Genomic DNA, 10,910 nt, shown 5'->3' with positions numbered 1-10,910 from the left:
CGAGTACCACACTGTCTGTTACCTCCGGGACCTACTCGTCACGCCGTCGCACAAAGAGAGCGACGTGGCGGCCTTCATGACGATGTGGAACCGAGAGGAGTTCTGGCACGGTGAGGCGCTCGCGCACGTGCTGGCGATGCACAACATCACCGTCGACTTCGACGAGCTGAAGGCGAGGCGCCTGAAGGTCGGCTGGAAGGACCGCCTCGATCCGGTCAAGCAGTCCTTGCTGGGCAACATCATCGGTACCGACTTCATCGCCGTACACATGATCTGGGGCGCGGTCAACGAGTGGTCGGCGACGGCGGCGTACACCCGCCTCGCTGAGCTCGAGGGTCATCCGGCCCTGGCCGAGCTTCTGCGCCGGATCGCCAAGCAGGAGACCCGGCACGTCGCGTTCTACGCGACCCAGGCCCGCAAGCGCTTGGAGAGCAGCAAGAAGGCCCGTGTGCTCGCCCGGTTCGCGCTGCGCAAGGCGTGGGCACCGGTCGGATCCGGAGTGCTGCCCGAGGACGAGGTGGTGCACGTCATGAGCCACCTCTTCAGTGGGTCGGACGGCCTGGAGGAGATCCGCAAGATCGATACCCACATCGCCCGCATGCCCGGACTCGACGGCCTGACCATCGTCGAGGATGCCATGCGCACCCGTGGTATCGCCGCCTAGGTGTCACCTGGCCACACGTGCGTGACACGCGAGTGTCACGTCGGGTTTGCGCACCATTCCATCTGAGCACTATCCAAGATCACGGCTGTCCGTTAGATTTGGACATTCACAAATCCCATATGTGGTCTCGTCGAAACCTTGGGGGTCTCTGTGACCGCGATCTCTCGGCTCCTCCGCCGCCTCCTCCGACCGTTCGGCACGTCTGTCACCCACGCACGCCACTCGTTTATCACCGCGCTGGGTATCGGCGCTCTCGCCGCCGTCATGCTCGGCACCTCCGTCCTGACCGCCCAGGCCACTCCCGATTCCGCTCCGTCGGCGCAGGCGGCCGAGCTTCCGCTCGGCAAGCAGAGGTTCGTCGTCTCTATCGGCGGGTTGCGTGCCTCCTCGACCGAGAACTGGGTCCGCCTCGGCCAGTACGAGTTCCATTCCGACGGCACCGTGACCGAGCAGCACTGGCATTGGAGCCAGCGAATACGCGTCAACCGCGTCGGCACCGGCTTCGTCGCCCGGGACTGCCCGACGCGGACGTGCGAGGTCCAGACTGCCGGCGGTTATCAATCCACAGCAGCGTCGTCGACGCTCAACGGTACCTACACGGTCGACGGCGACCGGCTGCGCGTCACCTGGAGCAACGGCCTGTGGGAAGACTGGGTTATCGAGTCGGCGGCCAACGGCGCACTGGCGACGCTCGCCTTCGCGGATGCGAACTTCACCGCCACCCACGGGTACGGATACGGCAGCAACGCGGCCTGGAACGACCGGGCATCCATGCAGACGATGGCCGCCGCGGACCACACCCAGTTCGAGCACTCGTACCGGCTGTGGAAGACCACGAGCAGCAACTCGGACCCGTTCATCGACAGCGGCGACGGCTCACCGTTCTGGGTCCAGGATTGGTCGGTCTGCAGCGGCGCCAGTTGCCTCGGCGCACGGACGTCCGGCGGCACGGCCGGGACCGACTACTACGTCTCCCCCGCCCGCAGCCCCATCGGACACCGCCGGGACACCATGTGGAGCTGGCGCCTGGCCAACGCCGACGGCCGCAATGAGTACTGCTACACGGGAAACTCCCACGTCAAGCCGATGATGCAGATCATCGATGACAACGGTGGCTTCCACGGCTGGGTCGGCGTCGAGGCGTCGCTCAACGAGACGGTCGCCGAACAGGGCCGCTACGCCGACGACATCGGTGTGTTCAGCATCTTCGGCTGAACACATAGGTCCTGCGCCACCGCTAGACCTTCAGCACGGTGCCGGTGTCTCGGCTGAATCCGCGTCGCCAGGCCAGCGAGACATACACCAGGGCGATAAGGACCGGGACCTCGATGAGCGGACCGACGACGCCGGACAGCGCCTGCCCTGAGGTCACGCCGAAGGCACCGATCGCCACCGCGATGGCCAGCTCGAAGTTGTTGCCCGCGGCAGTGAACGCCAGCGTGGCGGTGCGCTCGTATGCGAGGCCGATCGCCTTGCCCAGAGCGAACGTGCCGAACCACATCAGAATGAAGTACGCCAGCAGCGGTACGGCGATGCGTGCGACGTCGAGCGGCTGGTCGGTGATCTTCTCGCCCTGCAGAGCGAACAGCAGCACGATGGTGAACAGCAAGCCGTACAGCGCCCACGGCCCGATCTTCGGCAGCAGCCGCGACTCGTACCGCTGCCTTCCCAGCCTCTGTTCGCCGATGCGACGGGTGAGGTAGCCGGCCAGCAGCGGGATCCCCAGGAACACGACGACGTTCACGGCGATCTTCCACAACGGAACGCCGAGCTGCTCCCCTTCACCCAGATCCAGCCAGCCGGGCAGCAGGTCGAGATAGAACCAGGCCAGCAGGCCGAATGCGATCACCTGGAAGATCGAGTTCAGGGCGACGAGCACGGCCGCGGCCTCCCGGTCGCCGCAGGCCAGATCATTCCAGATGATCACCATGGCGATACATCGGGCGAGGCCGACGATGATCAGCCCGGTACGGTACTCCGGCAGGTCCGGCAGGAAGATCCACGCGAGTGCGAACATCACGGCCGGTCCCGCCAGCCAGTTGACGGCCAGCGAGGTGATGACCAGCTTCCGGTCGCGGGTGACGGTGTCCAGCTTGTCGTAGCGGACCTTCGCCAGCACCGGATACATCATGATGAGCAGGCCGAGCGCGATCGGCACGGAGATGCCGCCGATCTCCACGGCCGCCAGGGCGTCGCCCAGAGCCGGGACCAGCCTGCCCAGCCCGAGGCCGAGGGCCATGGCGGCCAGGATCCACACCGCGAGGAATCGGTCCAGGAGCGAGAGCTTGCCGATGACTCCGGCGCTCTGCGAGTCGGTCGTCGTGTCGCGGAGCTGGATCAAGCGGTCTTCTGGGTGAGCGAATCGATTGCTCTGTGCACATCGGCCAGCCGTACCGTGGTCGACCGCTCGGCGGTAGTGAGGCCCGCATCCACCAGATCGCGAATGACTTCGCTGGGCGTGATCCCACGCCGCTCCGCCTCAGTCAATAGCCGCTCAGTAAGGTCACGCGACATGCGAACAGAATGAACGACCGTGGCTTTGCGCGGCTGGGTGTCCACCTTGGCCGCGGACCAGTTGCGATCCTCCAACGCTGCATTGGCCTTGTCGAACGTGGTCATCGCTCTTCCTTCCTGATGATCCGAGTGATGCTGTCGATCTCGTCGTCATCGAGGTAACGGGCGCCTGTCACGGTGTACTCGTCGTCGAACTCGTCTTCCACCAATGCCACCGCGAGCCAGCCGCCGCTGCGGTCCTGACCGGCTATCTGCAGCGATGAACCGATATGCCGACGCACCGTGGGTGCGCCGTACAGAACGTCCAAGGCTGCTCCAGGTGCTATTCCGGCCCTGGCCAAGACGTCGTACGTCCGGTCGGTGAGCGTATAGACGTCCTCAGCCACACCACCAGTGTATGACAACTGTAAACACCGGGAAGCACAACACGGCGGTGTCGAGACCGCGCCGGCCACGCATCCCGGCGTCGCCGAGGCGAACCGGCTACAGGCAGACCTCGACGAGGGGCCGTGCATCGAGGCGGTCTGGAGAGAACTCCGAGGTCAGCTCGTCCCGTGGGACGCTTCGTCGCTGTGCCTGCCGTCGACGTGGAACCAGCGTCCGTGAACGCGGCGACGAGCGCGGGCCAATATCCGTCCAAGTTCAGCGGGTCGGCGGTGCTTCCGCCGCAAGTCCGGCATATGGATCATCGCGCTACACCCTTACGGTAGTGGCGGGCTCTCATACGGATGACCGGCCAGCGTCGGCTGCTACGCTCGCGGGATCCGGCCTTATGCCACTGTGACTCATATCCTGAGTATCGCCTCCGCGGGCCGAAGTCAAGGGCCAGGGCAACCTCGAGTTGCCACCGAGGCCGGCGCGACGCCCGAGGGCCGCCCATTCTGTTTCGTCCTGGTTCGAACGGGTATGCGCCTTCTCGTTCCGCCGCGCAAGCGGCATGAGCAGGGAGGCTCGCAATGGATACGTGGGTTTGGATCATCGTGCTGATCGTGGCGATCGTGGTCGTCGCCGCCGTCGTGTACATGCTGACGATGCGCAGGCGGTCCGCTCAACTCCAGAAGCGTTTCGGGCCTGAGTACGACCGGGCCGTCGAGTCGACACGTGAACGCAATGACGTGGAGAAGGAGCTACGCGATATCGCCGATCGCCGGGATCGTACCGTGATCACCCCGCTCTCCCCGGACGCACGACGCCAATACTCCGCACAGTGGCAAGCGATCCAGAACAGCTTCGTCGACCAACCTGTCTCGGCCGTTGCCGAGGCTGACGACCTCATCGTCTCCGTCATGGCCGAGCGTGGCTACCCGGTCGACGACTTCGTCGAGCGCACCGACATGGTCTCGGCCGACCATCCGGAGACCGTCAGCCATTACCGGGCGGCCAATGCGCTGCGGCGCAAAGGCACGGATGCTACGACCGAGGAGCTACGTGAGGCGTTCGTCCACTACCGTTTCCTCTTCGACCAGATGCTCGTCGACGACGGGGACCAGCCGGAGGGCGGCGGAGGGACGTCCTCGACGCACCGAGGAGACCGGCGTCACGACATCCGGTGACGCAGCCGGCCATCTCTCCGGACCACTCACCGGACCGCTCGCTAGCGGTGGGCGAGGTAGACCGTGTTGGTCGCGGCGTTCTCCTGTAGCGGGTTGCGGAAACTGACGATCTCGGCCTTCGCATCGGTGAAGACCCCCGACAATGTCTGGATGAACTCACCATCGGGAGGGTCGTTCGACCACAAGGCGAACACTCCTCCCGGATGGAGGCATCCGGCGAGCCGCTGAAGGCCGGCCGGCTCATAGAACTCCGCGTGGCTGGAGTGCAGCACATGGCGCGGCGAGTGGTCAATGTCCACGATCACCGCGTGAAACCGCCGGCCCGGCTGCGTTGGATCCAGACCCACGTCGGAGCGCAGCATCGCGAAGAAATCACCATGGGTGAGGTCACATCGTTCGTCCGACGTCAAAGCGGCGCCTGCGGGGATCAGGCCACGCTCGTGCCACTCGATCACCTCACCGAGCGCCTCGATCACGATCAGCGAGCGCACACCCGGAGTCTCCAGGACCGTCTGCGCGGTATAGCCGAGACCGAGACCACCGACGGCCACATCGAGACCTGGTCCCGCCATCCCCGCAAGAGCGAGGCGCACCATCTCGACCTCGGCCACCGTGAAGAGACTCGACATCAGAAAGTCATCGTCGAGCTTGATCTCATAGACCTCGGCATCGAAGGTGGGATCCCACCGACAGCGCAGGCTGATCTCGCCCCACGGCGTCGAACGCCAATCGAGCTCCTGAAAACGCGCACTCACCTGGTCCCCCACCTGATTCCGCCGGCGGGCAAACAGTAACAGCAACGAGGCCCACGCCCCGAAAGACGGCGAAGACCGGCGCGAGTCCTGTTGTCCCTGCCCGCATGGGGTAAAGGCGATGGCAGGAGGTGAGCGACCGTGCCCCAGCAACAATGGCGCAAGAAGGACGAACGCCAATACGAGCATGTCAAGTCGGGTTTGAAGAAGCGCGACTACGACGAGGACACAGCAGAGGAGATCGCCGCACGGACCGTGAACAAGGAGCGCGCCCGCTCCGGACGGTCTGATCGCGCCAGTCGGACGTCGACGGAGGACATCTCCTCTGGCCGGCGGGGAGGACTGCGCTCCGGGCAGGGACCGGGCGGTCGCACGAAGGCTCAGCTGTACGAAGAAGCGAAGAAGAAGAACATCAAAGGCCGGTCCAAGATGACCAAAGGTGAGCTGGCGAAGGCCGTCGGCCGCTGAGGCAACGTGTGTCTGCTTTAACGAGAACGTGTGCCTGCCGCCATCGGACTGGCGGTGCCGGCTACGAGCCTCGTCAGACGAGAAGCAGCGCTGCCTGCTCCACGTGCGCGACGAACGGGGATGTCATAGCCCGGACGAGCGCGCTGTAGTCGAGCCGGAAGGCGAGTTCGTCGCCCACCGACACGTCGTGGTCTCCGACGTCGACCACCAGATGGTCGCTGCTCATCCCCAGCGCCATGACCCCCGGCGGTGGCGTGAGCCCATCGGGGTCGACGTCCTGACGGCCGACCGCGAGGATCGCTTGGCGAATGGTTCCGGCACCGCCGCGGGGCGGCTGATCGCCGAACGCCGCCTGCGCGATGTCACCCCAGGGCTGCGCCGGCTTGAGCTTCGCCTCGATCACCTCGGCCACCAGCGTGAACGCGTCGGTGCGCAGGCCGTCGATCACACGTCTGTGCAGCGGTTCAGTACCGAGCAGGATCGACTCGCCCAGACGCAGTTCGTCAACTCTACCGACGTCGTCGGTGGCCAGCGCCCACTCGAGGTTGGCCGAGTTGCCGCCCGAGACCACCGACAGTGCGGCGCCGCGGGCCTTTTCCACCTGCCCGGCGAGCCGGGACAACTGGTCCATCTTGTGTTGATCGGGCACGACGCCGCACTGGCAGGCCAGGTTCGTGCCGAGCCCGGCAAGCTGCAGTCCAGGTTGCCTTCCGACGGTCCTGGCCATCTCGACGACGTCGGCGGCGGCCACACCCTCGCGCAGGTCGCCCAGCTCCACCATCAGCACCACGGAATGCGTGGTACGCCAACGGATCGCTGCCGATGAGAGCGCGTCGAGCACGGCCGCTTCGGTGTTGAGGCTCACGTCGGCATGACGCACGACGAGTTCCGTCTGGCTCAGCATCGGCGATCGGATCAGCGTCAGCGGTACGGCCACCTCAGCGGTGCGCAGCCGGGCGAGGTTCTCGACACGCGAATCCCCCAGCCCGGTGACGCCGCCTCGCACCATCGCTCCGGCAACCCCGGACGAGCCGAGGGCGGCCTTGGAGATCCCGGTCACCCGGATATGCCTAGGAGCCAGCCGGTCAACGAGGACGCGGGAGTTGTGCGTGATCGCAGCGAGGTTGATCTCCAGCCGGGGCGTGATCACCGCCCGCTCGCGACGAGCGACCCTTCGAGCTCGGGAAACGCAAGGAACACCATGTCGACGAGGCGGTCCAGTGGGCGGGTCAACGGGTCTGTGGCGGGCACGCCGATCTCCAGCTCGTGCTCGTCGATGGCGTCGTCGATCTCCTCATCGGACATGAACTCGTGGTTGATGGTGATACCGATCACCTTGGTGTCCGCGAACGCCTCGATCAACGCCACCTCGCTGGCGGCGGTGGGCATGGGCACCATCGGGAAATCGCCTAGCATCTTGCGCTTGGGCGCATGCTGCACGATGACGCCTGCCGGCCGGCTGCCGCGAAGGATGTGCGCGGACGTCAGGTAGGCGGGATGGCTGAGCGCTCCTTGGCCCTCCACCACGATCACGTCCGGGTCCTCCCCCTCGAAGGCCGCGACCACCTGATCCTCCACCTCACCCGAGCAGAACTGCGGGACCAGCGCGTCCAGCGCCACCCCGTATTTGCCGCCCTGGATGAGCGTCGTCTGTCCGGTGCCGACCATGACCGCGTTGACCCCGTGGGCGTTGAGCGCCCGAACCAGCAGCGTCGCCGTCGTTCGCTTGCCGATGGAGCCGTCGGTCCCCAGAACCGCGATGCGCGGGCAGGTCACGTCGAAGATCCGCCCGGAGAAGAGGTGCAGGTCCTTCTTCTCCTTGGGCCGCCGGATGTCGGTGATGGTCACGCCGGCCATGATCCGGGCAGCGACGAACTCGGCGTCGTCGTTCAGGAACTCGTGCAGACCGTTGATGATGTGCATGCCCCTGGCGATACCGTCGAGCAACACCACACGCTGGGCCGCGGACAGCAGGCCATCGGCTGGGGCGACGCCGCAGATCAGGTAGTCGGGAACCTGGCCGGCGTGGGCGATCGCTTCGCCCAGGTTCGCCAGCACCGGGATGCCGTTGACGACGCCGTCGAGGAACTCGCCCGCATCGGCTCCCGCCTGACGGCTGTCGATGACGCTGAGAACCTCGAACTTCTCAGAGTGGCGAACAAGTCCGTTGGCGGTCTTACCGTCCTGCTCCCCGAACTGGCCCTCGCAGTAGATGACGGCCGAGGACCCGGGCGGAAGCGCGGCGTCGTCCATCATCGGGGCGGGGCGAGGTTCGGCAAAGGCAGGCTCGTGAAACAGCGACATACAACTCCTCTGGATGGCCCAGAGGAGGCGACGGGATCGTGGCGGGGCCGGTTACGGCCCAACGGTCAACGAGGCGTCTTCCCTGAGTACCGGCAAAGTCGCCAGCTTTTTCTACCATACCACCGTAATCGGGAGTACTGAACCAAACGACACCGCGGCGACCCCGGTCCCGGCACGCCGGTGGACGTTTCAACGTCCTGTGGCGCCATCGATCAGTTCACGGAGAATGTCCGCGTGTCCGGCATGCCGACCGGTCTCCTCGATCATGTGCGTCAGTATCCATCGCCGCGAAGGAACCGACCCTCCCGCGCCGTAGCTGTCAGCCGGCTCGGCCAGGTCGCTCCACGCCGCAATGACCTCGTTCGCCCGGACGACGGTGTCGCGGTAGTCGGCCAGGATGCCGTCGGCGGTCTCATCAGGCCCCGGGCGGAACGTGTCCTGCCAGTTCCGGACGTGCCTGCCAAGAAAGGCTCGCCCCTCGACGTGGCTCAAGTGTTTGATCAGCCCGAGAAGACTGGTACCCGAGGGCACACCCGGAGCCCGCACCTCAGGCTCCGAGACACCGTCCACTTTGGCCGCCACGGAGGTGCGCAGATAGTCGAGAAACCCGACCAGAACGTCCTTCTCGGTGGCACCGGTGCTCGGCGGCGGAGCGTCTCGCCGTCGCCCAGCCGTCGTCCGGCCACGGGCTGCAGCCATGATGTTTCCTCCTTCACGTGGCGGCGACGTCACCTCACTGGAGTTCAGTCGGCGACTCGCCGGATCGGCAGTGCGCTGTCGACGACCATGGCGGTCCGGCCGACGTGGCACGATCCTGACCCGACGGACCACCGTCCGCACCAAAACTTGCGCTTTCGGCAAAGGCGCACCGGTGGTTATACGCGGGAGCGTGCGTGCTGCGAGACCACGTTCACTTGCACCACCACCCGAGAGACGGGACGCTCCGCCTGCATGTGTCGTCCGCCGGCCGAGCGCTCGTCCAGACGCTGCAGAAGAAGCTCACCAGCGCTCCTGCCCATCTGCTCGGCGTCAAAACTGACGAACGTGATGTCCCGGTTGAGAAGGCTGGCGTATTCGAGATCGTCGAAGGCCGCGAAACCGATGTGGTCACGGGGACCGATGGCGCGCAGGACGCCAAGCGCCAACCGGTTGTTCGCGGCGAAGATCGCTGTCGGAGGCGTGGAAAGCCGCAGCATGCGCGTGGCGGCCGCCTCGGCCGTGACAGTGTCGGTGCCAGAGCGGTCGACGTAATCGCTGGTGACGGGGACGCTCTGCTCATCGAGGGCGACGCAGTATCCGCGGTGCCGCTCGGCCCCGGTGTACGCGGCCGGCGGGGTGCCGATGAAGGCGACCCGTCTATGCCCCTCCTCCAACAGGCGACGTGTCACTTCCCGGGCACCGCCGAAGTCGTCCACGAGCACGCAGTCCGCATCGAGCGCGACGGGCGGCCGGCCGGCCAGGACCACCGGTGTTCCGCGCATCGCCTGCTCCTTCATGTGGCTGTGGTCATAGCTCGACGGCACGACGACGATGCCATCGACGCGCCGCTCGAGCAGGTTCTGGACCAGCTCTCTTTCGCGCTCGGGATCCTCTTCGGTGTTGCCCAGAATGACCCGCATGCCGCGCTTCTCGATCACCGCTTCCACGCCCAGGGCAAGGCGGGAATAGAAGGGGTTCGCGAAGTGCGTCACGACCACGCCGACCAGGTCGGAGCCGCGGCCGAGTTTGAGACTACGAGCGGAGTCATTGAGCCGGTATCCGAGCTCCTCGACCACCTCGAGCACTTTGGCTCGGGTCGCGGCGGAGACCCCACTCTCTCCCCGCATCGCTCGAGACACGGACATCGGACTGACGCCCGCTCGTCTGGCGACGTCACTGAGGGTTGGACGGCGGGACTGTCCCGGGGCTGAGGCCGTCACGCTTCTCCTCTCTCGCGGGTTGCGGTCTCAAAGCGGCCGATCGTCGCACGTGCGGCCGCGACGGCCCCAGCGAGCGCGCGCCCTTCGGTATCGGACTCCCAGACGATCAGTGGTCCGGTCGCCTCGTACCCCAGGCCGCGGCGCAGGGGCCCTTCGATGACGTCCCAGGAGCGGGATATGGAGCCGCCGACGACCACTGCCGTCGCGCCAAAGCGATCCAGGAAGGGACGTATCGTTCGTCCCAGGCCCATCATGGCGTCATCGAGTGTGCTCCGAGCCGCGGGCTCACCGCGGCGCGCGCGGTCCGCCACCTCTTTGACGCCGTCAACCGATCGGCCCGTCGCCGCACCGTACGCAGCGACGATGGCTCGCGTTGACACGACGTCCTCCAACGGGCGACCGGCACAGAACAGGAAGTGTGCACGTCCCCCCGGGATGACGTTCTCCGCCTCGGGGACGAGCCGGCCGTCGACGGCGAAAGAGCAGCCGATGCCGGTACCCAGAGTCAAGGCCATGCATCGGGCGTGGCCCTCGATCGAGCCTCCTGCCCAGGCGCCCAGGAGGAAGGCGTCGGCATCGTTGGTGAAGCGCACGTGCTCCGCCGGCACGCGCAGCCGCTCCGCCAGTCTTCCACGCATATCGACACCGTACAGCGAAGCGAACTTGCCCACGCCGTCGAACAAGGCGATGCCGCGGTCATAGTCGAACGGACCCGGCACGGCCAGACCCCAGGCGG

Annotated in this window: 13 protein-coding genes; 4 read left to right on the top strand and 9 right to left on the bottom strand. The window is 66.2% G+C overall.

Features of this window, described 5'->3' with window-relative positions; all coding sequences use genetic code 11:
- Nucleotides 1-664: ferritin family protein (locus ELR45_RS32130; protein ID WP_205857692.1), on the top strand; the 664-nt coding region annotated here is incomplete at its 5' end.
- Between the two features lie 150 nt (nucleotides 665-814).
- Nucleotides 815-1,879 (top strand): hypothetical protein, encoded by a 1,065-nt coding sequence (locus ELR45_RS32125; RefSeq protein WP_129669918.1) that lies wholly within the window; start codon nucleotides 815-817, stop codon nucleotides 1,877-1,879.
- A 22-nt stretch (nucleotides 1,880-1,901) separates the two neighbouring features.
- On the opposite strand, the gene arsB is transcribed toward ELR45_RS32125, so the two are convergent.
- From arsB to ELR45_RS32110, 3 genes are read right to left on the bottom strand one after another with little or no spacing between them, the layout of a single operon-like run.
- Complete coding sequence (arsB, locus tag ELR45_RS32120) at nucleotides 1,902-3,002, bottom strand: ACR3 family arsenite efflux transporter (protein ID WP_129669927.1); 1,101 nt, start codon at nucleotides 3,000-3,002, stop codon at nucleotides 1,902-1,904.
- Nucleotides 3,002-3,283 (bottom strand): hypothetical protein, encoded by a 282-nt coding sequence (locus tag ELR45_RS32115; RefSeq protein ID WP_129669917.1) that lies wholly within the window; start codon nucleotides 3,281-3,283, stop codon nucleotides 3,002-3,004. Before ELR45_RS32115 ends, arsB begins: the two co-directional genes overlap by 1 nt.
- Complete coding sequence (locus ELR45_RS32110; RefSeq protein ID WP_129669916.1) at nucleotides 3,280-3,564, bottom strand: hypothetical protein; 285 nt, start codon at nucleotides 3,562-3,564, stop codon at nucleotides 3,280-3,282. The genes ELR45_RS32115 and ELR45_RS32110 overlap by 4 nt, the downstream gene beginning before the upstream one ends.
- A 570-nt stretch (nucleotides 3,565-4,134) precedes the next feature.
- Between ELR45_RS32110 and ELR45_RS32100 the strand changes: the two genes are divergently transcribed.
- On the top strand, nucleotides 4,135-4,731 hold the full coding sequence (locus tag ELR45_RS32100; RefSeq protein ID WP_129669914.1) for a hypothetical protein: 597 nt from the start codon (nucleotides 4,135-4,137) through the stop codon (nucleotides 4,729-4,731).
- A gap of 41 nt (nucleotides 4,732-4,772) precedes the next feature.
- On the opposite strand, the gene ELR45_RS32095 is transcribed toward ELR45_RS32100, so the two are convergent.
- Nucleotides 4,773-5,486, bottom strand: coding sequence for a polyamine aminopropyltransferase (locus tag ELR45_RS32095; RefSeq protein ID WP_129669913.1), 714 nt, complete (start codon nucleotides 5,484-5,486; stop codon nucleotides 4,773-4,775).
- Nucleotides 5,487-5,624: 138 nt separating this feature from the next.
- On the opposite strand from ELR45_RS32095, the gene ELR45_RS32090 reads away from it, so the two are divergent.
- Complete coding sequence (locus tag ELR45_RS32090) at nucleotides 5,625-5,951, top strand: plasmid stabilization protein (RefSeq protein ID WP_129669912.1); 327 nt, start codon at nucleotides 5,625-5,627, stop codon at nucleotides 5,949-5,951.
- A 73-nt stretch (nucleotides 5,952-6,024) separates the two neighbouring features.
- On the opposite strand, the gene ELR45_RS32085 is transcribed toward ELR45_RS32090, so the two are convergent.
- From ELR45_RS32085 to ELR45_RS32065, 5 genes are all read right to left on the bottom strand, one after another.
- Entirely contained in the window at nucleotides 6,025-7,101 is a 1,077-nt protein-coding gene (locus ELR45_RS32085) for an alanine/ornithine racemase family PLP-dependent enzyme (protein ID WP_129669911.1), read from the bottom strand.
- Nucleotides 7,098-8,207 (bottom strand): N-acetyltransferase DgcN family protein, encoded by a 1,110-nt coding sequence (locus ELR45_RS32080; protein ID WP_420813989.1) that lies wholly within the window; start codon nucleotides 8,205-8,207, stop codon nucleotides 7,098-7,100. The genes ELR45_RS32085 and ELR45_RS32080 overlap by 4 nt, the downstream gene beginning before the upstream one ends.
- 237 nt (nucleotides 8,208-8,444) lie before the next feature.
- Nucleotides 8,445-8,954, bottom strand: a complete 510-nt coding sequence (locus ELR45_RS32075; protein ID WP_129669910.1) for a DinB family protein — start codon at nucleotides 8,952-8,954, stop codon at nucleotides 8,445-8,447.
- Nucleotides 8,955-9,130: 176 nt separating this feature from the next.
- Complete coding sequence (locus ELR45_RS32070; RefSeq protein WP_276320757.1) at nucleotides 9,131-10,174, bottom strand: LacI family DNA-binding transcriptional regulator; 1,044 nt, start codon at nucleotides 10,172-10,174, stop codon at nucleotides 9,131-9,133.
- Nucleotides 10,171-10,910: ROK family protein (locus ELR45_RS32065; protein ID WP_165368292.1), on the bottom strand; the 740-nt coding region annotated here is incomplete at its 5' end. The genes ELR45_RS32070 and ELR45_RS32065, both read right to left, overlap by 4 nt.

The organism is Phytoactinopolyspora endophytica (assembly GCF_004138495.1).
GTDB lineage: Bacteria > Actinomycetota > Actinomycetes > Jiangellales > Jiangellaceae > Phytoactinopolyspora > Phytoactinopolyspora endophytica.
The sequence above is the reverse complement of the archived record's forward strand: the minus strand, read 5'-3'. Positions and strand labels throughout refer to the sequence as shown.